Source organism: Sphaerisporangium sp. TRM90804, from assembly GCF_029846175.1.
Taxonomy (GTDB): domain Bacteria; phylum Actinomycetota; class Actinomycetes; order Streptosporangiales; family Streptosporangiaceae; genus Sphaerisporangium.
This window is the reverse complement of record NZ_JARWAC010000044.1, coordinates 1-25,492: the sequence shown is the minus strand read 5'-3', so window position 1 is coordinate 25,492 and position 25,492 is coordinate 1. Positions and strand designations below refer to the sequence as shown.

Here is a 25,492-nt window from a genome sequence, read left to right as displayed (position 1 = left end):
AACCGCCTTGAGCGGAGAGGAGAGGAATGACCGGCAATGAACCGTCGCCCGCGGAGTGGTGCGACGACGGTGATCCGTCTATAGCAGCGCACGATCAGGCGCGCAGGCATATGAAGGATTCGACGACGTACTGGCTGACCTCGTGCCGTCCGGACGGCGGGCGCGACGTCGTCCCGGTGCCGGGCGTCTGGCTGGACGGCGCGCTGCACGTGGGCGCGAGCCGGGCCACCCGCAACGGCGCCGACCTGCGCCGCGACGCCCGCTGCGTGATCTCGACCGACGCCGAGGGCAGTGACCTCGTGGTGGAGGGCGAAGCGGCGATAGTGCTCGACGAAGGGAAGCTGGAGCGCCTGGCCAAGGTGTACGCGGCGAAGTACGGCTGCCCGGTGACGGTGCTGGGGGGCGCCTTCGTCGGCGAGCGGCTCCCCGGCGCGGGCTCGCCGCCCTACGACGTCTTCGAGGTGACGCCCGCGGTGCCGTTGGACTTCAGCGGCTCGTTCAGCGTCACCCCCTGGCGGTTCTGACCGCCGTGGTGCCCCCCGATCGAATGGGTGTGCGAATATCGCCTAGCATAACGCTATGACCAGTGGTTTTCAGGCTTCGTTGCTCGACCTGTGCGAGGAGGCTCCCGGCCCGGGCCCGCTCGGCGCGTCGGTGCGGCGCGTCGTCCTCGGCGACGGCGCCTGGGTCGACGTCCGCCGGGGCTGGATCACCGGCGCGGACGCGCTGTACGACCGGCTGGCGCGGGAGGTGCCCTGGCACGCCGAGCGCCGGCACATGTACGACCGGGTGGTGGACGTCCCCCGGCTGCTGAAGTTCTACGGCGAGGGCGAGCCCCTTCCCGACCCCCTGCTGGAGCAGGCGAGAAGCGATCTCGACGCGCACTACGCGAGCGAGCTGGGCGAGCCGTTCCGCACCGCCGGGCTGTGCCTGTACCGCGACGGCCGCGACAGCGTCGCCTGGCACGGCGACACGATCGGGCGCGGCTCCACCGAGGACACCATGGTGGCCATCGTCTCGGTGGGCACCCCGCGCAGCCTGCTGCTGCGGCCGCGAGGCGGCGGCCGGGCACTGCGGCACGACCTCGGCCACGGCGACCTCATCGTGATGGGCGGTAGCTGCCAGCGCACCTGGGAGCACTGCGTGCCCAAGACGGCGCGCCCCACCGGCCCGCGCATCAGCGTCCAGTTCCGCCCCCGCGGCGTCCGCTGAGCCTCAGCCACCGCCACCCGCGCCGGCCACCGCCCGCGCGCCGGCCACGGCCTGTCTGAGCGCCGCCCGGCTCACCTCGCCCCGGCGGCCCGCCAGCCGCAGCACATGGCCCTCTTCGGACACGGCGTACTCGTGGCGCTCGCCGCTCCGGCGGTACCAGCCCACCTCGTCGCGGTCGCACGACACCGGCGCGCTCAGCCGCTCGGCGTCGTGCACGGGCTTCTCCGGGCACAGCCCGTCGCTGAAGAAGCCGTGGTCGACCCCCAGCCACACCCGCCCGTCGCGCGGCGAGACGTAGTACGCCTGGAAGCCCTCGTCGTTGTAGCCGCTCATCGAACGCCTGGCCAGCTCGTACCCCGGGAGGTCGACGACGTACACCATGCCGGGTTCCACACCCTGGACCCGCAGGTCGTCCAGCTCGGCCCGGCTGATCGCCGCGCCGTCCCCGCAACCCGAGACGAGCAGGAGGCCGGCGATCGCGAGCGGGCCGCCTCGTAGCATCACGGTCCAACTATGTCGCAGGTGAGGCGGGCGGCGGCGGCCATCGCGCGCATGTCGCGGCCGGCACCCGGCACCGTGCGTGAAGTGCCCAGATCGCTCCGCGAATGTCCCCGGACGAGGTGAACGAGACGATCACCGGGCTTTCTCCGCCCGTTCGTCTCAGCGCCATGAGGGATCGGCAGGTTGGTGGACGTGGTGGCGCGGCCGGTCCCGGAGTCCTCCGTGACCGGCCGCCGCACGCCCGCCCCGACGACGCCGCGCGGCCCCGATGGGATGCGCGCGCGTCCCGCACCGACCAGAGGGACTCGCCATGACAAGACTTCGCGCCGCGGCCGCGATCGCCGTGCTCGCGGCAACGGCCGTGACGGCCGCCGCCGGCCCGGCCGCCGCCGACCCCGTGGCCCAGGGCAAGCACCGCCGCCACTTCGACCTGCAGGCGCACCGGGGAGGCCTGGGGCTGGTGGTGGAGAGCACGCTGGACTCCTTCGCCAACGGGCTGCGGGTCGGGGTCGCCACGCTGGAGCTGGACACCCAGATCACCGAGGACGGCCAGGCCGTCGTCACCCACGACCGCAGGGTGGACGCCCGCAAGTGCCGGGACACCGGCCCGGCCTCCCCGGGCGACCCGGAGTTCCCCTACGTCGGCAAGTACGTGAACACCCTTACCCTGGACCAGGTGCGCACCCTGGACTGCGGCTCGCTGACGCTGCCGGACTTCCCCGGCCAGCGGCCGGCCCCCGGCGCGCGGATGCCGCTGTTGCGCGAGGTGTTCGACCTGGTCGACCGCTTCCGCGCCCATGACGTCACGCTCAACGTCGAGACCAAGGTGGAGGCGGGGGCGCCGGCGGAGACCGCGCCCCGCGAGCAGTTCGTCCAGGTCGTCGCGCGGGAGGTGCGGCGCGCCCGGATGCTGCGGCAGGTCACCGTCCAGAGCTTCGACTGGGGCGCGCTCATGCGGATGCGCCAGGTCGAGCCCCGCCTGCCGCTGGTGGCGCTCACCAACTACGACTTCCTGCAGACCGGCCAGCCGGGGGCGTCGCCGTGGCTGGGCGGCATCGACGTCGACGACTTCGGCGGCGACCCGCTCAGGGCCGTCGCCTCGTTCGGGGCCGACGCCTTCTCGCCGGTGCACGGATTCCCGCAGAACGGCAGGATCACCGACCCGGGGTACCGCCCCTACGTCACCGCCGACATGGTCGGCCGGGCCCACCGCCTGGGCCTGAAGGTGATCCCCTGGACCGTCGACGACGAGCCCACCATGAACAAGCTGATCGACGACGGCGTCGACGGGCTGATCACCGACTACCCCGACCGCCTGCGCGGGGTACTCGCCGCCCGCGGGTACAAGCTCCCCAGGCAGTACCACGGCCCTCGCGGCTGACCTGCTCCCGAGACCGGCGACCGGCGGACGCGGCGCCCGGGGCGGGCCCTCGCGGGGCCCGCTCCGGGGCGGCCTGTCCACGTATTACTGCTCGGTAGCTCCGCCGCTTAGTACAGGGTGCTCGCCGCGCGGCCGGACTAACTTCTGTCCGGGCCGCCGAGAACGGCGGCCGGCCGTCTTTCCCTGAGTCGAGGAGCACGCTGTGAGCACCACCCACGCCGGGACGTCCCGTACCGCGCGACTGACACTGCTGGCCGGCGTCGCGGCCGCCGCGATCGGCGCCGCGCCGTCCACCGGGCACGCCGCCGCCGGCGCGCTGGTCGAGGTGGACCGGAACACCCTGTCCCACATCGCCGGACCGGACGAGGACAACCGCGTCCGGTTCTACCGGAGCGGCACGAAGATCATGGTCATCGACGCCGTGCGGATCACCGCCGGCGACGGGTGCGACCGGATCAACGACTACCGGGTGAGCTGCGACTCGACCGGGGTGGGCGCGATCGTCGCCCTGCTCGGCAACCGTTCCGACTCCGTCGCGATCGACGTCCCGCTGCCCGCGTACGTCGAGGGCGGCTCCGGGAACGACGCCTACTACGGCGGGACCGCGCCCAGCGAGAGCCGGGTGTTCTACATGGGCCAGGGCGACCAGGACTGGGTCAGCTACGCGCTGACCTCCCAGCCCTCCCGGGTGACCCTGGACCACCTGGCCAACGACGGCCGGATCGGCCTGGACAGCGACAACATCCAGCCGGACGTCGAGCACGCCGTCGTGAGCTCCACGTCGACCGCGGGCCTGATCCCGCCCGCGCCGGCACCGGCGGGCTGACGCCGCGCGGCGCCCCCGCCGTGCCGCTCAGTCGAGGGCGCCGAGCGTGATCCCCTCGACGATGTGGCGTTGCGCGGCGACGGCGACCAGCAGCACCGGGACGATCGTGATGAGCGACGCCGCCATGATGAGGTTGTACTGGGTGGTGAACTGGCTCTGGAACACCGACAGGCCCTGCGACAGCACGGCCATGTCGGTGGTGTTCACCACGATCAGCGGGAACAGGAAGTTGTTCCAGTTCTGCAGGAACAGGATGATGGCCAGCGCCGCGGCCACCGGGCGCGCCAGCGGGGCGTACACGTGCCAGAAGACCCGCGCCTCCGACGCCCCGTCGATGCGCGCCGCCTCGCCGAGCTCGCGCGGCGTGCCCAGGAAGAACTGGCGGAACAGGAACGCGCCCAGGGCCGAGGCGATGTTCGGGACGATGAGGCCCTGGTAGGTGTTCAGCCAGCCGAGGTCGCCCAGAAGCTGCGACAGCGGCACGATGATCGCGCTGAACGGCACCATGAGGCCGCTCAGCGCGAGCAGGAACAGCGCGCGCTTCCCCGGGAAGTCGAGCATGGCGAAGGCGTAGCCGGCCAGCAGCCCGCTCGCGAGCTGGCCCGCGGTGGCGGCGACGCCGAAGATCGCGGTGTTGAGGTACCAGCGGCCGAACGGGGCCTGCGACAGGGCCCGCCCGATGTTCGACCACTGGGGGTCGGCGGGCCACAGCGGGGCCGCGGGGTTGATGATCTCGGCGTCGGTCTTGAGCGCGCTGATCGCCATCCAGACCAGCGGGAACGCCACCACCAGCACGGCCAGGCCGAGCAGGGCGTAGACCACCGAGCGGCGGGCGATCAGGCTAGCGCGCACGGCCGGCCCGTCCGAGCAGCCAGATCTGGGCCAGGGTGACGGCCAGGGAGAGCAGGAACAGCGCCACCCCCATCGCGTTGGCGCGTCCGGTGTCGAACTGGACGAACCCCTCGTCGTAGACGTAGTACAGGGCCGTGCGGGTGGCGCCGTCCGGCCCGCCCTGGGTGAGCACGTAGATCTGGGTGAAGGTCTGCAGGCCGGTGAGCGTGGTGACCACCCAGATCAGCAGCGTCTGGCGCCGCATCATCGGCCACTGGACGTGGGCGAACCTGCGCCAGCCGCCCGCGCCGTCGACGCTGGCGGCGTCCAGGACGTCCCGGGGGATGGACTTCAGGGCGGCCAGGTAGAGGATGACGTTCTGCCCGAAGAACTGCCACGCGCCGAAGGTCAGCACGGCCAGCAGCGCCAGGCCGGGCGAGGACAGGAAGTCGGCCTGCGGCAGGCCCAGCGCGGTCAGCAGGCGGTTCACCAGGCCGAACTGCGGCGCGAACATGTTCGCCCAGATCAGCGCGGTGGCGACGACGGGCACCACGAGCGGGATGATGAACGGCGCCCGCAGCCGGGCCACGCCTTTGGCCCCGGAGTTGAGCAGCAGCCCCAGGCCGAGGCCGACCGCCATGGTTAGCACGACGAACCCGGTGGTGTAGACGCCGGTCACGCCGAGCGCCTGGCCGCCGCCCTCGGCCAGCATCCGCCCGTAGTTGTCCAGCCCGACGAAGCTCGGCGCCAGGTCGAACACGCCGCCGCTGTACAGGCTGCGCCACAGCAGCATGGCCAGCGGCACCAGGGAGAACAGCACGGTCAGCAGCACGGTCGGCGCCACGAAGGCGTAGGCGAGCCCCCAGGTGCGGTACCGCCGCCGCATCAGCCGAGTTTCTTCAGCGCCGCGTCTCCCGCGCGCGCCGCCTCGGCCAGCGCCTCGGCCGGGGTCTTGCGTCCCTTGAGCGCGGCGTTGATCTCGGTCCAGAGGCTCTGGGAGATCGCGTTGTACGCGGGCGTCATCGGCCGCACCTTGCCGGTCTTCTCGGCCTCGGCGAACACCGGGTACGTCGCGTCGCCGGCGATGTGCTCCTTCAGCGCCGGCTGGTCGAGCTGCGCGGGGTCGGAGGGCAGCCCGCCGCTCTTCACGGCCAGGTAGGCGCCCTGCTCGGGCGTCGACAGGAACTTCAGGAACGCCAGGCCGGCCTTCTCGGACTCGGCGCCGGTCTTCAGCAGGGCGGCCACCCCGATGCCGATGCTCGTCGAGGTGCCCGCGGCGCCGGCGGGCATGGGCGCCACGCCGAAGTCGACGCCGGCCTTCTCGAAGGTGGGGACGGCCCACTGGCCGTTGACGATCATGGCGACGGTGCCGCTGGCGAACGCGGGCGCGCCGTCGAAGCTGCCCGCCTGGGCGTAGCTCGTGCTCGGGGCGGCCTTGTTCTTGATCAGGTCGACCCAGGTGGTCAGCGCCTTGACCCCGGCGGGGCTGTTGAAGGCGGTCGCCGTCCCCTCGGCGTTGAGGAAGGAGCCTCCCTCGGCGTGGAGCATGGGGGACCAGGCGAAGGTGATCCACTCGGCCTCGCCGAGCGGCACGTAGAAGCCGTACCTGTCCTTCGCCGGGTCCGACAGCTTCGCGGCGTCGGCTGCCAGCTCGGCCCACGTGGCCGGCGGGCGCTCGATGCCGGCGTCGGCCAGGGCCTTCTTGTTGTAGAAGAGCACGATGTCGCCGACCCCCGCCAGGGCCATGCCGAGCTGGCGCCCCTTGTGGAACAGCGCCTCCCTGATGCCCGGGTACAGGGCGCCGGTCTCGGCGGTCAGCTTGCCGTCCAGGGGGATCAGCTTGCCGCTCTGCGCGATGACCGGCAGGTCGGAGGGGTTCTGGGTGAGCAGGACGGTGGGGTGGGTGCCGGTCCGCAGCGCGGAGATCACCTTCGGCAGGTACTGGTCGGAGCTGGCGATGAACTGCCCCTTGGACCGCATCCCGGGGTTGGCCTTGGCGAACGCCGCGTCCACCTCGGCGATCTGGTCGGGCTGCCAGCCGCTCGTCCAGTAGGTGAACGTCGCCCCCGCCGCCCCGGAGCCGCCGCCCCCCGACCCGGTCTGGCCGCCCTGGCCGCCCTGGCCACTCTGGCCGCCGCCGCACGCGGCGGCGGCGAGCACGAGGCCGGACGCGATCGCGCCGGCGAGGACCTTTCTGCCGAACAGCATCCGCACTGTCGCCTCCTGGACAGGAAAGCTGCTTAACCGGTAGGTAAAGATCAGCTTACGGGAAGCCCCGGCCGTAAACCCGCACCCGCTTCGCCGCGCCCGTCCACCCGGCCGGCCCGCCGGGATCGGCGCAGGTTTCCGCGCACGACGATGGGTACGGCGAGGGAAGCAGGACGAAGCGGGGCCCACACGCCCGGCCGCGAATCGGCAGCCACTGAAAGGACCGTGTCCATGCCCAACCGGCAGCGCGTTGTCATCGTCGGCGGAGGTTTCGCGGGTTTCACCGCGGCGCGCCGCCTCTCCCGGCTCGCCCGAGGCGCGGTCGAGATCGTACTGATCAACCCCACCGACTACTTCCTCTACCTGCCCCTGCTCCCGGAGGTCGCCGCGGGCATCCTGGACCCGCGCAAGGTGGCGATCCCGCTGGCCGGGCAGTGCCGGGGCGTCCGGCACCTCCTGGCCGCCGTCGACCGCGTCGACCTGGCGGCGCGGCGGGTGCACTGCACCGACGCCGAGGGCAACCAGCGCGACCTCGGCTACGACCGCCTGATCGTCACCGTCGGCAGCGTCAACAAGCTGCTCCCCATCCCGGGCGTCGCCGAGCACGCCCACGGGTTCCGCAGCATCGCCGAGGCGCTGTACCTGCGCGACCACCTGATCCGCCAGATCGAGCTGGCCGACGCCACCGACGACCCGGCCGAGCGGGCCGCGCGCTGCACGTTCGTGGTGGTGGGCGCGGGTTACACCGGCACCGAGGTGGCGGCGCACTGCCAGCTGCTCACCCTGGACGCGCAGCGGCACCGGCCCGGCCTGCGGGGGCAGGGCCTGCGCTGGATCCTGGCGGACGTGGCGCCGCGCATCCTGCCCGAGCTGGACGAGCGCCTGTCCCGCACCGCCTACGAGACGCTGGTCCGCCGCGGCATCGAGATCCGCACGGGCACCACCGTGGCCGAGGCCACCCACGAGGGGGTCAAGCTGTCCGACGGCGAGTTCGTGGCCACGCGGTCGCTGATCTGGTGCGTCGGCGTCGGCCCCGACCCGCTGGTGGAGTCGCTGGGGCTGCCCACCGTGAAGGGACGCCTGCTCGTCGACGAGTACCTGTCGGTGCCGGGGCACCCCCGGGTGTTCGCCTGCGGCGACGCCGCGGCGGTGCCCGACCTCACCCGGCCGGGCGAGTACACCGCGCCGACCGCCCAGCACGCGACCCGGCAGGGCAAGCGGGTGGCCGACAACGTCGCCGCCTCCTACGGGCGCGGTGAGCGGCGCCCGTACCGGCACAAGGACCTGGGGTTCGTGGTCGACCTGGGAGGGGCCAAGGCTGCGGCCAACCCGCTGGGCATCCCCCTGTCGGGGCTCCCGGCCAAGGTCGTGACCCGCGGCTACCACCTGCTGGCCGTCCCCGGCGGGCGCACGCGCATCGCCGGCAACTGGCTGCTGGACGCCGTGCTGCCCCGCCAGACCGTGCAGCTCGACCTGGTGCGGGGCGGCGCCGTGCCGCTGACCGCCGACACCCCCGAAAGAGCGCAGGGGGTGAGCACCGGCTCCTGAGCCCCGCGCTCCGCGCGGGCCGCGCGGGCGCTCACCGGCCGTGGCGGCCCGCCCCGAGGCCCCCGCCAGGCACGAGTTTGACCCGCGCGGGCGGGGTCAGTGGGCCCGCATGATCCGTGATGACGGTGACCCGGCGGCGCGCGTCCTGGTGGGCACGGCGTCCTGGACCGACAAGAGCCTGCTCGACTCCGGGTGGTACCCGCCCGGCGTGTCCACCCCGGCGCGGCGGCTGGCGTACTACGCCGAGCGCTTCCCGCTGGTGGAGGTGGACGCCACCTACTACTCGCCCCCCTCGCTGCGCACGGTGGAGGCCTGGCGCGACCGCACCCCCGCCGGCTTCACGTTCAACATCAAGGCGTTCTCGCTGCTGACCGGCCACCCGACGCCCGCCAGATCCCTGTACAAGGACCTGCGCGAGCGGCTCGGGCCGCGCGAGGGCAACCTGTACCCGCGCGACGCCGGCCCGGAGATCGTCCAGGAGGTCTGGACGCGCTTCCTGGACACGCTGCGGCCGCTACACGAGGCGGGCAAGCTCGGCGCCGTGCTGCTGCAGTTCCCGCCGTGGTTCCCCGCCGGGGAGGCGAACCGGCGGCACGTGCTCGCCTGCGTGCGGCGCTGCCTGCCGCTGCGCGCATGCGTGGAGTTCCGCCACCACAGCTGGATGGAGGAGGGCGAGCGCGAGCGGACCCTCGGCCTGTTGGCCTCCCACGGCGTGCCGTACGTGTGCGTCGACATGCCGCAGGGGCACGCCTCGTCGATCCCGCCCGTCGTGGCGGCGACCGCCGACCTGGCCGTGTTCCGCTTCCACGGCCACTCCGAGAAGTGGACGAGCAAGAGGATCGAGGAGCGCTTCGCGTACCTGTACTCGCAGGAGGAGCTGAAGGACTGGGCGGGCAGGATCGCCGAGCTGGCGGCCGGCACCCGCACCACGCACGTGCTGATGAACAACTGCTGCGCCGACAACGCCCAGCGCAACGCCGCCCGGCTCTCGGCCATGGTGGCCGAGCAGCTTGGCGCGGCTCAGACGTCCACGGAACCGCCGGTGCGCCAGTAGACGTTGGCCTCGCGGCCCAGCATGCCCTCGACGACCAGGTGGCGCCGCAACGCGGCGTAGTCGTCGTGGTAGGCGCGCAGGATGACGTTGACGTCCTTCTCGGGGTAGCGCACACCGGGCTCGAAGGAGCGCGCGATGTAGTCGAGCACGGCCCGGAGCTTCTCATGCCGCGAGGGGATGGCGCGCAGGCGGCCCTCCACCAGGAAGTTGCGGATGACGCGCTCGTGCTCGGGCACCGGGGCGGGCTTCTCTGCGGTCGCGTGCAGCAGCTCGCGGAACCGCTCACGCCGCACCCGCCAGCCGTCCCCCTCGCGGACGGCCAGGCCGCCGCGCTGCAGGCGCTCAAGGGCCCGCTGGACGGCGTCCGGGGGCAGGCCGCAGCCGGCGGGGTCGCCGCTGAGCACCAGGGCGGACAGCACGCGCAGGGTGTCCTCCTGGTAGAGCAGCCCGAGGACGCGCCTGACCTCCTCGGCCTCGCCCGCGACCGCGCTCTCCTGGTCGGTCACTCGGCACGCTCCCCGACGCCGGCGCCGTACTCCTCGTCGGAGACCGCGTGGTGCCACCGGGTGCGGCCGCTGGCGGTCACCGCGATGTGGACGAAGGTGTCGTCGGCGGCGGCGCCGTGCCAGTGCCTCTCCCCCGGCTCGACGTGGACCCAGTCGCCGGGGCCGACGCGCGTGCCGGCGACCTCCCCCTCGCGGGTGACCACCCCGCGGCCGGCGATGACGTGCAGCGCCTGCTCGCCCTCGTGGGTGTGCCACCCCGACCGGGAGCCGGGCTCGTAGGTGAACCGCTGCGCCCGCAGGCCGCCGGGGCGCGCCTCCTCGATGATCCTGGTCTCCCAGACGCCGTCGGTGAAGCGTTCCGGCTCCGGCCGGGTGGCGCTGACCTGCCCCTCGTGTATGAACTTCATGGTGACCTCCGTCGCGGCGACCGCGGACGACGTGAACACGCCACGGCCATTATCCCGTTTCCGGCGGCGGCCCGATCACCCGCGGCCGCGGCCTAGACCGCGCGGTGGTACTGGTCGGGCCAGCGGGGCTCGGCTCCCAGGGCGCGGGCGGCCCGGTTGGGCCAGTAGGGGTCGCGCAGCAGCTCCCGGCCCAGCAAGACGGCGTCGGCCTGCCCGGAGGCGACGATCTCCTCGGCCTGCCCCGGCTCGGTGATCAGCCCGACCGCGGCGACCGGCAGGTCGGTCTCGGCCCTGACCCGCGCGGCGAACGGCACCTGGTAACCCGGGCCGGTGGGGATGCGCGCCCCGGCGGCGTTGCCGCCCGAGGAGGCGTCCAGCAGGTCGACGCCGTGGGCGAGCAGGTCCTTGGCGAGCCGCACGGTGTCGTCGGCGGTCCAGCCCTCGCGTCCGTCGTCGGGGTTCTCCCGCAGCCACTCGGTGGCCGAGACGCGGAACAGGACCGGCAGGTGGTCGGGCCACACCTCGCGCACCGCGTCCACGACCTCCAGCGCGAACCGCGTCCGGCCCTGGTAGGAGCCGCCGTAGGCGTCGGTCCTGTGGTTGCTGAGCGGCGAGAGGAACTCGTTGATCAGGTAGCCGTGCGCGCCGTGCACCTCCACCACGTCGAACCCGGCGGCCAGGGCGCGCCGCGCCGCGGCGGCGAAGTCCTCCACCACGCGTCCGATGTCGCCTGCGCTCAGCTCCGCCGGGGTCGGGTGCCGCTCGGTGAACGGCACCGGGCTCGGCGCGACCGGCCGCCATCCGCCCTGGCCCGGGGCCAGGGGGCCGCCGCCGAGCCACGGACGGTCGGTGGACGCCTTGCGGCCGGCGTGGGCGAGCTGGACGCCGGGGACGGCCCCGTTCTCGCGCAGCAGGCGGGCGACACGCGCGAAGGCCTCCTGCTGCCGGTCGTTCCACAGCCCGAGGTCGAACGGCGTGATCCGTCCCTCCGGGTTCACCGCGGTGGCCTCGGTGAGGATCAGCCCGGCGCCGCCCACCGCCCTGGAGCCCAGGTGGGCGAGGTGCCAGTCGGTGGGGGCGCCCCGCTCGGGGCCGTCGGGGGCCGCGCAGTACTGGCACATGGGGGCCATCCAGGCCCGGTTGGGCACGGTGAGGCTCCGTAGTGTCAGGGGCTGGAACAGGGCGCTCACGATCATCATCCTCCGCCTCGTCGGATCGGCGTCCCCTCCGGGGGCCTGCGCTAGTACGATAACCGACGTACTACGGTGGATGTCAAACTACGACGGTCTTCGTACAATGAGGGTCGGGACCGCAGGGAGGAAGGCGTCGTGTCGCTCGCAACAGCAAGGAACCTCGACCACCCCGAGCCCGAGGCGATCCGCCTGGAGGCCGTGCTGCACGCCCTCTCCGACCCCATGCGCCTGCGCATCGTGCGCTTCCTGGCCTCCCTCCCCCTCGGCGAGGAGGCCGCGTGCTCGGCCATCGACCTGGTGGTCAGCAAGTCGACGACCACCCACCACTTCCGGGTGCTGCGCGAGGCGGGCGTGATCGTCCAGGTCTACCGGGGCACGGCGAAGATGAACCGGCTGCGCCGCGAGGACCTCGACACGCTGTTCCCCGGCCTGGTCGACACCGTCCTGGACGCCGACACGCGCCAGCGCGAGCGCGCCGACTGACCCTCCGGCGCCCGTCGACCAGCGGCGCCGCCGCGCCCGCGGCCCGAATGTGATGTTCGGACCTCTTGCGATCCGCCCTCGGTTGGTGAATATTTTCATCCAATCTCTCGGACATGAAAGGAACCACCCACGGCACCGGGTGTCCGGGGACGACCAGGGCCGCGACGGCCGCGCCGCGTGAAAGGGAGCTGAGACGATTGGACGTCAGTGCCACCGCCTATGTGCAGAAGGTCGAGAGGCTGGTGCACGAGGTCGCCAGGAGCCAGGCGGAGGCCGTCGGGGAGGCCGCGTCACTGCTCTGCGCCTCCCTGCGCGGTGGCGGGGTGATCCAGGCATTCGGCTCCGGGCACTCGGAGGCGATCGCGATGGAGATCGCCGGGCGGGCCGGCGGGCTGGTGCCCACCAACCGGCTGGCCCTGCGCGACCTCGTGCTGTACGGCGGGGAGCCCGCGTCCATACTCGGCTCGCCGGAGCTGGAGCGCGACCCGACGGTCGCCCGCCGCGTGTTCGACCTGGCGCCCGTCCAGCCGCCGGACGCCTTCGTGATGATCTCCAGCTCGGGCGTCAACGGCTCGGTGGTCGAGCTGGCCTCCATCGTCAAGGAGCGTGGCCACCGCCTGGTGGCGCTGACGTCGGTCCAGCACAGCACCGAGATGAAGTCCCGCCACCCGTCGGGCCTGAAGCTGCTCGACCTGGCCGACGTCGTGCTCGACAACGGCGCGCCCTACGGCGACGCGATCATCGGGCTGCCCGGCGGCGGCACGTTCGGAGCGGTCTCGACGATCACCTCGGCGCTGCTCGCCCAGATGACGGTCGCCGAGGTGGTGAGGCGGCTGCTGGAGGCCGGCGAGGCGCCGCCGATCTACCGGTCGTCCAACGTCGTCGGAGGCGACGAGCACAACCGGGCCCTCGAAGCCCGCTACGCCGGGCGCATCCGCCGTGGCGGCTGACCGCCGCCCGCCGGGGTGGCCGATCACCCGGCGAGCCGGCCGCCGCCCGGCGTACGGTTGATCACGTTGACAGCGGCATTTGACACCATCGACTGACCACGTGCGCTGAGGCCCTCCGGCCACGGAGGACCCGGCGCGGTGACCGCTCCAGCCCCCCAGGAGAGACCATGGCGGACAACTCCCTTTCCCGGCGCGAGCTTCTGAGAAGCGCCGCCCTCGCCGGCCTGCTGCTGCCGGCGGCCGGCGCGCTCGGCGCCTGCGCGACGCCGTCCGGCGGGGGCGCCCCGTCGCAGGCCCCCGCGACCGCCGCCACCTCGGCGGCCAACCCGCTCGGCGTCCCCGGCGACAAGCCGCTGGAGATCGTCATCTTCGACGGCGGGTTCGGCGACGCCTACGCCAAGAACATCCACCAGCCGCTGTTCAAGACGAAACACGCCGGGGTCGAGATCAAGCACTCGGCCACCAAGGAGATCGCCAAGACGCTGCAGCCGCGCTTCGCCGGCGGCAACCCGCCCGAGGTGATCAACAACAGCGGCGACAACGCGATGGACTTCGGGGCCCTGGCGCAGGACGGCCAGCTCCAGGACCTGAGCGCGCTGCTGGACGCCCCGAGTTGGGACGACCCCGGCGTCAAGGTGCGCGACACCATCCTGCCCACCGCCGTGGAGATCGGCAGCTACGACGGCACGTTCTGCGTGCTGAACTACGCGAGCACCGTGTGGGGCATCTGGTACTCGCAGAAGCTGTTCGGCGACAACGGCTGGGAGGTGCCCACCACCTGGGAGCAGTTCACGGCCCTGTGCGAGACGATCAAGAAGTCGGGCAAGGCCGCCCCGTTCACCTACGCGGGCAAGCACCCGTTCTACATCTACGAGACCATCCTCACGCTCGCCGCCAAGATCGGGGGCGTCGACGTGCTGAAGGACATCGACAACCTGGAGCAGGGCGCCTGGAAGGCCGAGCCGGTCGCCAAGGCTGCGGGGGCCTTCGCCGAGATCGGCGCCAAGTACCTGCTCCAGGGCACCGAGGGCCTGGACCACATCCAGACCCAGACCGCGCACAACAAGTACGAGGTCGCGATGCTGCCCTGCGGGTCGTGGCTGGAGAACGAGCAGAAGGACACCACCCCGGACGGCTTCGGCTACGCGATGTTCCCGCTGCCGTCCTTCTCCGACGCCGACACCCTGCCGCACGGCACGCTGCACTCCCGGCCCGGCGAGGAGTACTTCGTCTCCGCCCGGTCGGCCAACCCGCGCGCCGGCATGGAGTACCTGCGCGCGATGCTGTCCAAGAAGGGCGCGGGCGACTTCACCGAGCTGGTCAGCACGCTCACCGTCGTGAACGGCGCCGCCGAGGGACGCACGCTCCAGCCCGGCCTGAAGAGCGCGGCCGCGGCCCTGGAGGCGGCCGGGGAGAACGTGACCTACTTCCGCTTCCGCCAGTGGTACAAGGAGCTGCACGACGAGGTGGCGGCCGCCACGGGGCAGCTAATGGCGGGCCGGCTGGAGGTCGGCGCCTGGGCCGACCGCATCCAGCGCAAGTCCGACGACATCAAGAACGACTCCTCGGTCAAGAAGTACACGCGCTGACCGCGCGGGGGGAGTGCCGCCCTGCGGCACTCCCCCGGGCCGGCACGAGAGGCGGGAGCAGCACGATGGGCGCGAGGTCGCCGTTCACCATGGCCGGCAGGGCGTCGTTCACGCGGGCGCGGTTCATCGCGGGGTTCCTCGCCGTCCCCGTGCTGCTCTACCTCGTCTACGTGATCTCGCCCTACGCCCAGGCGTTCTACATCGCGATGACGAACTGGCGGGGGGTGAACGCCTCCCCCCGGTTCGTCGGGCTGGAGAACTTCCAGAGGCTGCTGGGCGACGAGGTGTTCTGGACGGCGGTCGGCCACAACGGCATGCTGCTGGTGCTGCTGCCCGTGCTGACCATCGCGATCGCCCTGTTCTTCGCCTTCCTCCTCAACGCGGGCGGCGCCGGGCGCGGGGTGTCGGGCGTGTTCGGGTCGGGGTTCTACCGGGTGGTGTTCTTCTTCCCCCAGGTGCTGGCCGTGGCGATCGTCGCCGTCCTGTTCCAGCAGGTGTTCCGGCCCGACAAGAGCGGCATGCTGAACGCGCCGCTGATCGCCCTGGGGCTGGAGCCGATCGGGTTCCTGTCCAACCCGAACGTCGCGTTCTGGTCGATCCTGGGCGTGCTGGTCTGGCAGGCCGTGGGCTTCTACGTGGTGCTCTTCTCGGCGGGCATGGCCTCCATCCCGCGCGAGATGTACGAGGCGGCGCAGATCGACGGGGCCGGGCGCGGGCGGCTGTTCCGCCACGTGACGCTGCCGCTGCTGTGGGACACCGTGCAGGTCGGCTGGATCTACCTGGGCATCGCCGCCCTGGACGTCTTCGCGATCGTGTGGGTCATGACCGCCGAGCACGGCGGCCCCGACCACTCGACGACCGTGATGGCCGCCGAGATCTACCGCAACGCGTTCCAGTACTTCAGGTTCAGCTACGCCTCCGCGATGGGCGTGGTGCTGTTCTTCTTCACGGTCGCGTTCGCGGTGCTGGCCCTGCGCCTGTCACGCCGCGAGCGGGTCGAGTTCTAAGGGAGGCCCGGGTGGTCACGCAGGCCGAGAAGGTAAGGCTGAGCCGCGGCGCGGCCCGCGCGCGGCGCAGGCTGAGCCTGGGCCCGCTGTCGGGTCTGTCGCACGTCGCGCTGCTGGTGTGGACCGTCCTGGTGGTGGTGCCGATCGTGTGGACGTTCCTCGCCTCGGTCAAGAGCGAGGACGAGATCTTCGGCAACGCCTGGGCGCTGCCGGAGACCCTGCGCTGGGACAACTGGGCGCGCGCCTGGGAGCAGGCGAGCGTCGGCCGGTACATGCTCAACAGCGTCGTGGTGGTGGCCGCCGGCACCTTCGGCACGATGCTGTTCGGCTCGATGGCGGCGTACGTGCTGGCCCGCTACCCGTTCCGCGGCAACCGGGCGATCTACCTGCTGTTCGTCTCCGGGCTGGCCTTCCCGGTGTACCTGGCGCTGACGCCGCTGTTCTTCGTGGTGCAGAACATGGGCCACCTGCCGCTGATCGGCCAGTTCATCGGCCTGGACACCCGCGGCGGCCTGGTGCTGGTGTACATCGCCTACTCGCTGCCGTTCACCGTGTTCTTCCTCGCGGCGTTCTTCCGCACGCTGCCGCACGCCGTCGCGGAGGCGGCGTTCGTGGACGGCGCCTCCCACAGCAGGGTGTTCTTCCAGATCATGGTGCCGATGGCGCGCCCCGGCATCGTCAGCATCACGATCTTCAACGTGCTCGGGCAGTGGAACCAGTACCAGATCCCGCTCGTGCTGCTCAGCGGGCAGTCCAAGGACAAGTGGGTGCTCACCCAGGGCATCGCCGACATCTCCACCGCGGCGGGCTACGACGCCGACTGGGCGGCCCTGTTCGCGGCGCTCAGCATGGCCATCCTGCCCATGCTGATCGTCTACACGATCTTCCAGCGCCAGATCCAGGCGGGGCTGACGGCGGGCGCGCTCAAGTAGCGCTCACCCGGTGCGCACCCAGCCGCGCCCGCGCCCGGAGATCCGGCGCTCCTCGGGGTCGGTGCCGCCCCAGATGCCGTGCTCCTCGCGGGTGCGCAGCGCGAAGTCCAGGCACGGCTTGCGCACCGGGCACCGCCGGCAGACCGCCTTGGCCCGTTCGTGCTGGGCGTGCCCCGGGCCCTTGGCCGAGATCGGGAAGAAGAGCTCGGGGTCCTCCCCCCGGCAGGCGGCGCGGCGTGGCCACGAGCGGGCGGGTGTCACGGTGTCCTGCATGGCCATGGCGATCCCAACACGAGTGAGCGGCGCGTGACCGTTCCGGTCAGCCCAGATTCGCGTGCCCGCGGTGATCCGGTTGACACCCGTTTGGGAGATGACTTTGCCATGCCATATTCGGTATTTCGGACAGAAGAATCTTCCGGTTCAGCGCTGCCGCCCGCCCTCCTCGGGGGTGAAGCGCACCGGGAGCGACACCGGCCCGCGGGTGATGCCGTCGGGGATCCACTGCGGCGCGGTGCCGGGATCGGCCCAGCGCAGGTCCGGGAAGCGCTCCAGCAGGACGCGCAGCGCGATGAGCCCCTCCAGGCGGCCCAGCGGCGCCCCCAGGCAGTGGTGGATGCCGTGGCCGAAGGCCAGGTGCCGCGGCGAACGGCGCGTGACGTCCAGGACGTCGGGGTCCCCGCCCTCCTCCACGCCGGCGTCGCGCCCGGCCGACGTCAGGGCGACCGTGACCGCGCCCCCGCGCGGGATCACCTGTCCGCCCAGCACGATCTCCTCGGTGGCGAAGCGGGAGGGCGTCGTCTCGACCGGCGCGTCGAAGCGCAGCAGCTCCTCCACCGCGCCGGGCAGCAGCTCCGGGCGCTCGCGCAGCAGGCGGGCCTGCTCCGGGTGGTCCAGCAGGGCCAGCACGGCGTTGCCGAGCAGGTTGACGGTGGTCTCGTGGCCGGCCACCACCAGCAGGACGGCGGTGCCGAGCAGCTCCTCCTCCGACAGGCGGCCGTCCTGCTCGTCGTGCACGGCGATCAGGCCCGACAGCAGGTCGGGCCCGGGCCGCAGGCGGCGCTCCCTGAGGATCTCCCCCAGGAGGGCGTTCAGGCCGCGCAGGCCCTCGCGCTGCTCGTCGGAGGGGTCGCGCAGGGCCGTGCGGGTCAGGCGGCGGACGTCGGCGCGGTGCTCCTCGGCGATGCCGAGCAGCTCGCAGATCACGGCCATCGGCAGCGGGCCGGTGTAGGACTCCACCATGTCGGCCTCGCCGAGCGGGGCGACGGCGTCCAGCAGGCCGGTGGCGATCTCGGTGATCCGCGGAGCCATGGCCTCGGTCCGGCGGGGCGTGAACGCGCTGGCGGCCAGCCGCCGCAGGCGGCCGTGCTCGGGCGGGTCGGAGGTGAGCATGTTCCCGCCGAACCCGGTTCCGGGGAACAGGATGTGGTAGCCCGCCGCGCGCAGGCGTTCCGCGGCCGGCTCGGGATCCTTGCCCAGTTTGGGATGGGTGAGGGCCTCGCGGGCGAGATCGTAGCCGACGACCATCCATCCCCTGAAGCCGTCCGGCCGGCGGATGCGGTGGATGGGCCCGCGCGCGCGCAGTTCGGCGTACCGGGCGTGGGCCTCGGCCTTGAAGTCGGGGGTGCCCACCAGAAGCGGGGGTTCGCGTCGCGGGGACGAACCCGCGCCGGACGGTTGTGCGGTCATCGTCGTCGTCCTAAGGATCGGTCGTGCCCAACGGGCCGCGGGGACGCGTCGCGGTCATGGGCGCCGCGAGCGCGGGTCGCGGTCGTGCCGGCCCCTGCGGCCGGCGCGACACCCCCCGGATGCTGCTAAGACGCATAAACCGACTGTATCCCCCCGAAACTGGACCCTATAAATCGGCACATTCCACGCGATCTAGGGACTTGACGAAGATTCTTACTTGACGAAGACTCCTCTGCACCCGCGTGCTTCTCGCCGGGACGCCCCTGCCCCGGGAGCGGCACGCCAACGGAGGAAATCGTTCATGAGGAGCTCCCCCCACGGCAGAGGCGCCGGCCGGGTCGTCGTCGGACTGGCCGTTCCCCTCGTCCTCGCCTTCGGCGCGCTGCCCGTCCTCGCCGCGCCCACGCCGACGCCGATCTCGACGGCTCCGGACCGGCAGTCGAGCACCGCCCGGGACGGCGTCGCCCTCCTGCGCGTCGTCGTTCCCGACCAGAACGGCGTCGACCGGCTCAACTCCATGGGCGTCGACCTGGCCGAGTACACCAAGCCCGTGGACGGCGGCATCGAGGTGCACGCCGTCCTCAGCCCCCGGGAAGCGCAGACGCTCCGCGACCAGGGGTTCAAGGTCGGCGAGGCCATCTCGACCCCCGCCGACGCCACGCGCAACCAGGCCGAGCGCCGCTCGGCGATCGAGTCCGCCGAGGAGGCGGAGGCCGAGCCCGACACGCTGACCCCCCTGCGCGCCGAGTGGTTCACCAGCGTGGACGACCAGCGCTTCCTCGCGGTGGAGATCAAGTCGAGCGCCGTCGACGCCGAGACCGTGCTCACCGCGACGTGGGACGGCGGCCGGGGAACCCCTCCCGGCTCGGGCGGCACGGCCACGATGTCCCGGTTCACCGACGCCGGGCAGTACATGTACCACCGCTTCAACGCCCCGCTGCCGGTCGAGCACACGCCGGTCAAGGTCACCGTCACCAGCAACAAGGGCGGCTCGGTCACGGTGCCGGTGGTCAAGTGGCTGGGCGAGCGGCGCAAGGCGCCGGGCAGGCACTACGTCTCCGACTTCGTCGACCACTACATGGACCCGACCGAGGTCACCGAGCGGATCACCGGCCTCGCGTCGCAGTTCCCCAAGATCGCGCAGATCGTCGACCTGCCGTACAAGACGAACGGCTACCGGCGGGCGGCGCAGGCCCAGTTCGGCACCGCGGCCGCGAGCACGCTGTACGTCACGTCCAAGGCGTTCGGCTCCGAGGGCGGCAACGACGTCAGCGTGGCCCTGGTGAAGCCCGACGCGGCCTCCAGCGCGCTGTCGGTGACCGTCACCGGCAAGGACGTCGTGGTGAACCTGGCCACGGACGCGTCCGCCGCCGTCGCGAGCACCGCCCGCCAGGTGGTGGACGCGCTCAACGGCGACGCGGCGGCCTCGGCGCTGCTCACGGCGAGCACCTACCGCGGCGACGCGGGCGCGGGCCCGGTGGCGGCGTCGGCGGCGGTGAAGCTGACCGACGACCTCAAGGCGCCGGCGGACATCAGGCGCGAGCCGTTCCAGATGAAGGCGCTGCGCATCGGCAAGCACCGCGACGGCTCCAAGGTCGGCGTCTTCCTGTACTGCCAGGAGCACGCCCGCGAGTGGGTGACCCCGCTGGTCTGCGTGGAGGCCGCCGAGCGGCTGCTGCGCAACTACGCGCACGACCCGCGCACGAAGAAGCTCGTCGAGGACCTGGACATCTTCGTGATGCCGACCGTCAACCCCGACGGCGGGCACTACTCGATGTACGACTTCAACATGCAGCGCAAGAACATGACCAACCGCTGTCCCCCCGCCACGGGCGACCCCGCCGCGCGCAACTCCTGGGGCGTGGACCTGAACCGCAACTTCTCGGTCGGCTCGCTGTTCGACGGGTACAGCGGCGCGTCGTCGAACTGCACCAGCGGCACCTACGCCGGCCCGTCGGAGCTGTCGGAGCCCGAGGCGCGCAACGAGGTGTGGCTGACCCGCCAGTACCCCAACATCAAGTTCGCGATGAACACGCACTCCTACGGCGGCTACTTCATGTGGCCTCCGGGGGCGTACAAGGTCCCCAGCCGTGAGCTGCTCCCCCGGGCCGACTTCGGCACCGAGAACTTCTTCTGGGACGCCTCCGGCCACATCCTGTCGGCGGTGCAGTCGTGGCGCGGCACGGCGATCTGGCCGGGCCGCACGGGCCCGGTGCCCGACGTCCTGTACTCGGCCGCCGGCAACAGCGCCGACGAGCACTGGTACAGCCGCGGCATCATCGGCTGGGACTTCGAGGTGGGCGCCGACCTGTACAACAAGACCACCGGGCAGTTCGAGCCGGTGGGCTTCCAGCCGGAGTTCGCCGAGGGCCACCAGGAGGCCATGGAGTTCGCCTCCGGGCAGATCGCCATCCTGGAGGTCGCCCGCGCGTACGCAGGCGACGACCGCCGCCCCGAGTCGGACCTGAAGGTCACCGCCCGCACCCCCACGTCCGCGACGTTCACCTTCGAGATCGACGAGCCGGCCAACATCTACTACACCCTGGACGGCTCCCGCCCCACGCTCAGCTCCCCCAAGCTGACCTCCTCCGGAGCCCGCGAGGGAACCCAGCGGATCACCGTCACCACGACCACCACGGTCCGCTGGTTCGCCGTGGACGTGGCCGGCAACACCGAAGGCGGCTACCGCCCCGAAGGCACCCGTGACAACTATCAAAAGGAAAAGATCAGACTGACCGACCCCCGCTGACGTCACCCAACCCCCGCCCGCCGGCCCGCAGGACGGCGGGCGGCGGCGTCCCGCAGAGCGGAAGATCCCCGGCGAGCCCGGCTTCGTGTCTCAAAGCGAGGGGCCGCGTCGCCCGCGCTCAGCCTCCTGGCAGGAGCCGCGACCGCTCACCGGGTCCTTCGCGACCCCCGCGCTCCGCGCGCGACAGCGAAGGGCTGTCCTTCTCGGGGAAAGCCCCCGAACCCCCCGGCGGAGAGCCTCCGGCCCTCGCACTCCCTGTGCGCGCCCGCTATGAACAGGCCGATCCATGCGCACGCGACGGGCGAGGACATTACCGTTGAGGGCATGATCATCTGGGTCGCCTCGTTCCCCCGATCAGGCAACACCTTCCTCCGCATCATCCTCAGGCAGCTGTACGGCGTGTACACCTCCACCGTCTACGACGTCGACGGCGTGGCCGCGCGGCTTGGCCCTGACCTGATCGGCTTCGAGGAGCGTCCCTCCTCGATCGAGGAGATGCGCGCCTGCGAGAAGCCACATTTCGTCAAGACGCACCGGCAGCGTGTGGGGGAAGAGGATCGCGCGATCTGTCTCGTCCGAGACGGCCGCGACTCCATAACCTCATGGGCCCGCCTGACCGGTGCGCCTGACGTCGAGGCGGAGCTCCGCGCGATGATCAATCGCCGTGACGAGGTGGGAACGGGCAGTTGGGGGCGGAACGTACTGAGCTGGCTACGTCCGCCCGCGCCCCATCGCGTGACGCTCCGCTACGAGGAGCTGATTCGCGAGCCGCGACGGACCGTCGAGAAGGCGCTGGCCACGCTGACGCCGACGCTACGGCCACTACCCGATGCCCGCATTCCCACCTTCGCGGAGCTCCAACGGGTCGATGGCGGCTTCTTCCGGAGAGGACACACGGGCACACACTCGGACGAGCTGCCAGAGGACCTGCACCAGCTCTTCTGGTCCCGCCCCGACAACGTCACGGCCATGGAGTTGCTCGGGTACTCACGCGATGCGTGAGGGCTGACCCCTGACCGCGACTCAGATCATCGGTCAACCCCGCGCACCGCCGCCCGGCCGGTGCGGCCGGGCGGCTTGGAGCGGTGCCGGTGGTCGGCTTCCTCCTCAGCTCTGGGGGACCAGGCGGAAGGACTGGGCGGCGGAGCCGTTGCAGGTGTACTGGACCAGTTGCACGGAGTCGGCCGTGGAGGCGGCGGGGACGTCGAGGCATTTGCCGCTGCTCTTGTTGACGAGGTGGTAGTGGCCGTCGCCCTCGGGGACGGGCTGCCACTGCTGGTTGTTGCCGCCGCCGTAGGTCCAGGTCTGGATGGGGGCGTTGTCGGCGGTCGAGACGTCGGTGACGTCGAGGGCCTGGGCGCTGTTGCCGCGGTTGTTGACGCGGACATAGCCGCCGCTCGTGGGGGCGAACTGGTACTGCTGGGCGTTGGACGCGTTGCAGGTGTACTGCTGGATCGCGGTTCCGTTGGCCGTGCCGGCCGCGCGGGCGTCCACGCACTTGCCGCTGCCCTTGTTGACGACCGAGTACCAGGTCGACGGGGAGATCGGGTCGGTGGGGGGAGGCGTGGTGCCGCCACCGCCGCCCAGCCAGAGCAGGCCGTTGATGAGCCACTGGTTCTGCTGGGCGCTGGCGAAGGTCGACGACGTGCGGGTGTTGGTCGAGTAGTTCATGGCGTTGTGGCCGAAGTTGGCGTACAGCATCTTGTAGTTCTTGTTCGTCCACATGATGGGGTAGAAGCCGCTGCGCCACTGCTGGTTCGGGTCGGTGCCGACCGGGAAGCTGGAGGCGTCGATCGACGCCAGGATGTCGATGTCGGGGTTCTGCCGCAGGTCGCGGCTCCAGGAGTACCACTCGCTCACCGACGACTGGATGGTCGCAGGCAGACCCGCCGTGGACGGGTGGCCGCGGTCCTCGATCCTCAGTGTCTCGGCGGTCGGGCCCCAGGTGTTCGTCTGGAACGCGCCCGAGCCCAGGAGGGTGTTGTGGTACCAGCTCCACGAGCCGGGGTCGGTGGTGAACGCGCTGACGTGGAAGCCCATCCACGCACCGCCGTTCTGCAGGTAGGTCTGGAACGCGGCCCGCCGGTTCGCGGGCGGGAGGTCGTCCAGGAACATGACGACCTTGTACTGCGACAGGCCCGCGGCGCTGAGGCGGCTCCAGTCGGTGGTCGCCTCCCAGGTGAAGCCGTTCTGCGCGGCGGCCGAGGGGAACCATTCCCTGGCCTCTTTGCCGAAGTCGATGTGGGCGGCGTCCCAGGTGCCGTTGTAGAAGGCGAGCACCTTGAACGGGGCGGCGGCGGCCTGCTTGGCGACGGCGCCGTTGGCGGGGCCGGCGGCCAGGCCGATGGAGGCGGCGACGGTGAGGCCGAGGAACGCGGCGAGGGAGCGTTTCACGAGGTTCGCGGGCACGGGTGATCCTTCAGCGGTGGGGGGTGACGGGTGCCGAAAGTGGTGACGGCGGCCGCTGTCGCGGCGTGCCGTCGCGTACGCGCCGATGGGCGACCGCGCCTGTGCGCCGTTGCGGGGACGGCGGAAGCCCTCGGACCACCGAAAGAGCCTTTCTTTAAGAAAGTTTACTAACAGTGAGCGTGCGCTGAGGCTACGATCACCCGGGTGGCACTGTCAATGGCCGAGTCAGGGGCGTGATCACGAGTCCCGGTGATCCCGTTGGTAGGGTGAGGCCGTGCTTTGACGCAGGCCCGGCAGCCGGGCGCCCCCTTCATCTCCTTCGTTTCCCGCCGAACTCGGAACCGACGAAGGAGTGATCCGCCATGACCACGTCGATCCCCGTCGACGTCCCCGACGCGCTGGCCGCCTCGTACAGCAAGAGCCAAGGCGCGGCCGGGCGCGCCTGGGTCGCCGCGCTGCCCGGCCTGGCCGCCGGCTTCCTGGACCGCTGGGCGCTGCGGCGGGACGGCCCCGCCAGGCACGGCATGGCCTCGCTCGTGCTGCCGGTCATCCGCGCGGACGGCACCGGCGCCGTGCTGAGGCTCCAGCGGCCCACCGAGGAGAACGCCGGCGTGGTCACCGGCCTACGGGTGTGGAACGGCGACGGGGTGGTTCGCCTGCTCGACCACGACCCGGACACCGGCACCACGCTGCTGGAACGGCTCGACGCGAGCCGCCCGCTGTCGTCGGTGCCCGACGACGGCGAGGCCCTGCGCATCCTGGCCGGGCTGCTGGCGCGCCTGGTCGCCGTCCCCGCGCCCGGCGGTCTGCGGCGCCTGGCCGACGTCGCCGCCGCCATGCTCGACCAGACGCCCGGCGCCGTCCCGGCGCTGCGCGACCCCGCCGAGCGGCGGCTGGTGCGCACCTGCGCGTCGGCCGTGGCCGAACTGGTCGGCGAGCCCGGCGACCGCCTGCTGCACTGGGACCTGCACTACGACAACGTCCTGGCCGGGCGGCGCGAACCGTGGCTGGCCATCGACCCCGAGCCGCTGGCCGGCGACCCAGGCTTCGACCTGCTGCCCGCCCTGGACAACCGGTGGGAGGAGGTGGTGGCGACCGGCGACGTGCCGCGCGCGGTGCTGCGCCGCTTCGACGTGCTCACCGAGGCCCTCGCCCTGGACCGGCGGCGTGCCACCGGCTGGACGCTCGGCCGCGTGCTGCAGAACGCCCTGTGGGACATCCAGGACGGCGAAACCGCCCTGCACCCGGCCCAGGTCGCGATCGCCACGGCCCTGCTTGACGGTCAAACCCGTCGCGGCGCCGGGCCCCGCGCCTAGGGTGGCGGGCGTGAGCCCGCACCCGGCCGAGGACGGCCCTCCCGCCGAGGCTTCCGAAGCCGTTGGCAAGGAAGCGTTCGATCTCGCCGGATACGTCGAGCGAACCAGGGGCGGGCCGTGCTTCGTCTGCGCCATCGTGTCGGGCGCCCCCGGGCACGACCTCGAACGGATCGTCTTCGAGGACGAGCACCACGTCGCCTTCCTCGACCGCTACCCGACGATACCGGGCAAGGTGCTGGTGGCTCCCAAAGCACATGTCGAGCACGTGGTGCGCGACCTCGCGGAAGAGGCGTTTCTGCGGCTGATGAGCGTCGTCCGCCGGGTCGCGCTGGCGGTCGAGGCGGTGGTGCCCTCCGAGCGCACCTACCTGCTCTCGCTGGGCAGCCAGCAGGGCAACACGCACCTGCACTGGCACATCGCCCCGCTGCCGCCGGGAACCCCGTACGAACAGCAGCAGTATCACGCCCTGATGACCGAGAACGGCGTGATCCCCTGGTCGGCGGGCCAGGCGGACGACCTCGCCGAACGCATTCGCGCGGAGCTGGCGACAACCGGCTGAATCGTTATTCCATTCTCCATTTCTCACGCCGCGCTCGTATTCGAATATCCGGCGCCGGCGATCTCCGGCATGCCCGCGTCCGGGCCGTCCTGAGGCGCGGAACCGCTCGCGCGCGGCATTGACGACCCGCCGCGCGCCCGCCGGG

Annotated in this window: 25 protein-coding genes; 15 read left to right on the top strand and 10 right to left on the bottom strand. The window is 72.0% G+C overall.

Going from position 1 to position 25,492, the window contains the following annotated elements:
- Positions 1–26: 26 nt before the first annotated feature.
- Together PYR91_RS35950 and PYR91_RS35945 are read left to right on the top strand one after the other, a co-directional pair.
- Positions 27–524: a pyridoxamine 5'-phosphate oxidase family protein gene (locus tag PYR91_RS35950; RefSeq protein ID WP_279787430.1), complete on the top strand. Its 498-nt coding sequence runs from the start codon at positions 27–29 to the stop codon at positions 522–524.
- Between the two features lie 55 nt (positions 525–579).
- Positions 580–1,212, top strand: coding sequence for an alpha-ketoglutarate-dependent dioxygenase AlkB (locus tag PYR91_RS35945; protein WP_279787428.1), 633 nt, complete (start codon positions 580–582; stop codon positions 1,210–1,212).
- A 3-nt stretch (positions 1,213–1,215) separates the two neighbouring features.
- On the opposite strand, the gene PYR91_RS35940 is transcribed toward PYR91_RS35945, so the two are convergent.
- The gene (locus tag PYR91_RS35940) at positions 1,216–1,716 is read right to left on the bottom strand and encodes a hypothetical protein (RefSeq protein WP_279787426.1); all 501 of its coding nucleotides are present in this window, start codon (positions 1,714–1,716) and stop codon (positions 1,216–1,218) included.
- A 307-nt stretch (positions 1,717–2,023) separates the two neighbouring features.
- Here PYR91_RS35940 and PYR91_RS35935 point away from each other — a divergent pair, with 307 nt between their 5' ends.
- Both PYR91_RS35935 and PYR91_RS35930 read left to right on the top strand, forming a co-directional pair.
- Complete coding sequence (locus tag PYR91_RS35935; protein ID WP_279787425.1) at positions 2,024–3,094, top strand: glycerophosphodiester phosphodiesterase family protein; 1,071 nt, start codon at positions 2,024–2,026, stop codon at positions 3,092–3,094.
- 202 nt (positions 3,095–3,296) lie between these two features.
- Positions 3,297–3,920, top strand: a complete 624-nt coding sequence (locus tag PYR91_RS35930; RefSeq protein ID WP_279787423.1) for a hypothetical protein — start codon at positions 3,297–3,299, stop codon at positions 3,918–3,920.
- A 27-nt stretch (positions 3,921–3,947) separates the two neighbouring features.
- Here PYR91_RS35930 and PYR91_RS35925 read toward each other — a convergent pair whose 3' ends face one another.
- Genes PYR91_RS35925 through PYR91_RS35915 form a run of 3 tightly spaced genes read right to left on the bottom strand, consistent with a single transcriptional unit; the run spans position 3,948 to position 6,959 of the window.
- Positions 3,948–4,772: a carbohydrate ABC transporter permease gene (locus PYR91_RS35925; RefSeq protein ID WP_279787421.1), complete on the bottom strand. Its 825-nt coding sequence runs from the start codon at positions 4,770–4,772 to the stop codon at positions 3,948–3,950.
- Positions 4,762–5,637 carry a sugar ABC transporter permease gene (locus PYR91_RS35920; RefSeq protein WP_279787419.1) on the bottom strand — a complete coding sequence of 292 codons (876 nt, stop codon included), beginning with the start codon at positions 5,635–5,637 and terminating at the stop codon, positions 4,762–4,764. The genes PYR91_RS35925 and PYR91_RS35920 overlap by 11 nt, the downstream gene beginning before the upstream one ends.
- Entirely contained in the window at positions 5,637–6,959 is a 1,323-nt protein-coding gene (locus PYR91_RS35915; RefSeq protein WP_279787417.1) for an extracellular solute-binding protein, read from the bottom strand. The genes PYR91_RS35920 and PYR91_RS35915 overlap by 1 nt, the downstream gene beginning before the upstream one ends.
- Before the next feature lie 231 nt (positions 6,960–7,190).
- On the opposite strand from PYR91_RS35915, the gene PYR91_RS35910 reads away from it, so the two are divergent.
- On the top strand, positions 7,191–8,507 hold the full coding sequence (locus PYR91_RS35910; protein ID WP_279787415.1) for an NAD(P)/FAD-dependent oxidoreductase: 1,317 nt from the start codon (positions 7,191–7,193) through the stop codon (positions 8,505–8,507).
- Positions 8,508–8,616: 109 nt separating this feature from the next.
- Entirely contained in the window at positions 8,617–9,561 is a 945-nt protein-coding gene (locus PYR91_RS35905; RefSeq protein WP_279787413.1) for a DUF72 domain-containing protein, read from the top strand.
- Here the strand turns inward: PYR91_RS35905 and PYR91_RS35900 are convergent.
- From PYR91_RS35900 to PYR91_RS35890, 3 genes are all read right to left on the bottom strand, one after another.
- Positions 9,528–10,067 carry a DUF2087 domain-containing protein gene (locus PYR91_RS35900; protein ID WP_279787412.1) on the bottom strand — a complete coding sequence of 180 codons (540 nt, stop codon included), beginning with the start codon at positions 10,065–10,067 and terminating at the stop codon, positions 9,528–9,530. The genes PYR91_RS35905 and PYR91_RS35900 overlap by 34 nt on opposite strands.
- Positions 10,064–10,474 carry a cupin domain-containing protein gene (locus tag PYR91_RS35895; protein WP_279787410.1) on the bottom strand — a complete coding sequence of 137 codons (411 nt, stop codon included), beginning with the start codon at positions 10,472–10,474 and terminating at the stop codon, positions 10,064–10,066. Before PYR91_RS35895 ends, PYR91_RS35900 begins: the two co-directional genes overlap by 4 nt.
- Before the next feature lie 92 nt (positions 10,475–10,566).
- Positions 10,567–11,664, bottom strand: a complete 1,098-nt coding sequence (locus tag PYR91_RS35890; RefSeq protein ID WP_279787408.1) for an NADH:flavin oxidoreductase/NADH oxidase — start codon at positions 11,662–11,664, stop codon at positions 10,567–10,569.
- A 138-nt stretch (positions 11,665–11,802) separates the two neighbouring features.
- Here PYR91_RS35890 and PYR91_RS35885 point away from each other — a divergent pair, with 138 nt between their 5' ends.
- The 5 genes from PYR91_RS35885 (at position 11,803) to PYR91_RS35865 (ending at position 16,628) form a co-directional block, all read left to right on the top strand.
- A complete protein-coding gene (locus PYR91_RS35885; RefSeq protein ID WP_279787406.1) occupies positions 11,803–12,150 on the top strand; it encodes a helix-turn-helix domain-containing protein in 348 nt (115 codons plus the stop codon).
- 197 nt (positions 12,151–12,347) lie between these two features.
- On the top strand, positions 12,348–13,100 hold the full coding sequence (locus tag PYR91_RS35880) for an SIS domain-containing protein (RefSeq protein WP_279787404.1): 753 nt from the start codon (positions 12,348–12,350) through the stop codon (positions 13,098–13,100).
- A gap of 167 nt (positions 13,101–13,267) precedes the next feature.
- Complete coding sequence (gene ngcE / locus PYR91_RS35875) at positions 13,268–14,689, top strand: N-acetylglucosamine/diacetylchitobiose ABC transporter substrate-binding protein (protein WP_279787402.1); 1,422 nt, start codon at positions 13,268–13,270, stop codon at positions 14,687–14,689.
- 65 nt (positions 14,690–14,754) lie between these two features.
- Positions 14,755–15,696: a sugar ABC transporter permease gene (locus PYR91_RS35870; RefSeq protein ID WP_279787401.1), complete on the top strand. Its 942-nt coding sequence runs from the start codon at positions 14,755–14,757 to the stop codon at positions 15,694–15,696.
- A gap of 11 nt (positions 15,697–15,707) precedes the next feature.
- A complete protein-coding gene (locus tag PYR91_RS35865; RefSeq protein ID WP_279787399.1) occupies positions 15,708–16,628 on the top strand; it encodes a carbohydrate ABC transporter permease in 921 nt (306 codons plus the stop codon).
- A gap of 3 nt (positions 16,629–16,631) precedes the next feature.
- Here PYR91_RS35865 and PYR91_RS35860 read toward each other — a convergent pair whose 3' ends face one another.
- Both PYR91_RS35860 and PYR91_RS35855 read right to left on the bottom strand, forming a co-directional pair.
- Positions 16,632–16,907, bottom strand: a complete 276-nt coding sequence (locus tag PYR91_RS35860; RefSeq protein ID WP_279787397.1) for a WhiB family transcriptional regulator — start codon at positions 16,905–16,907, stop codon at positions 16,632–16,634.
- Positions 16,908–17,048: 141 nt separating this feature from the next.
- Positions 17,049–18,314 carry a cytochrome P450 gene (locus PYR91_RS35855; protein ID WP_279787395.1) on the bottom strand — a complete coding sequence of 422 codons (1,266 nt, stop codon included), beginning with the start codon at positions 18,312–18,314 and terminating at the stop codon, positions 17,049–17,051.
- 301 nt (positions 18,315–18,615) lie between these two features.
- On the opposite strand from PYR91_RS35855, the gene PYR91_RS35850 reads away from it, so the two are divergent.
- Both PYR91_RS35850 and PYR91_RS35845 read left to right on the top strand, forming a co-directional pair.
- Positions 18,616–21,063, top strand: a complete 2,448-nt coding sequence (locus tag PYR91_RS35850; RefSeq protein ID WP_279787393.1) for a M14 family zinc carboxypeptidase — start codon at positions 18,616–18,618, stop codon at positions 21,061–21,063.
- A gap of 324 nt (positions 21,064–21,387) precedes the next feature.
- Complete coding sequence (locus tag PYR91_RS35845; protein ID WP_279787391.1) at positions 21,388–22,065, top strand: sulfotransferase domain-containing protein; 678 nt, start codon at positions 21,388–21,390, stop codon at positions 22,063–22,065.
- A 105-nt stretch (positions 22,066–22,170) separates the two neighbouring features.
- Here the strand turns inward: PYR91_RS35845 and PYR91_RS35840 are convergent, their stop codons facing one another.
- On the bottom strand, positions 22,171–23,472 hold the full coding sequence (locus tag PYR91_RS35840; protein ID WP_279787389.1) for an RICIN domain-containing protein: 1,302 nt from the start codon (positions 23,470–23,472) through the stop codon (positions 22,171–22,173).
- A gap of 362 nt (positions 23,473–23,834) precedes the next feature.
- On the opposite strand from PYR91_RS35840, the gene PYR91_RS35835 reads away from it, so the two are divergent.
- Both PYR91_RS35835 and PYR91_RS35830 read left to right on the top strand, forming a co-directional pair.
- Positions 23,835–24,788, top strand: a complete 954-nt coding sequence (locus PYR91_RS35835; protein ID WP_279787387.1) for an aminoglycoside phosphotransferase family protein — start codon at positions 23,835–23,837, stop codon at positions 24,786–24,788.
- Between the two features lie 10 nt (positions 24,789–24,798).
- Positions 24,799–25,347, top strand: a complete 549-nt coding sequence (locus PYR91_RS35830) for an HIT family protein (protein ID WP_279787385.1) — start codon at positions 24,799–24,801, stop codon at positions 25,345–25,347.
- Positions 25,348–25,492: the final 145 nt, after the last annotated feature.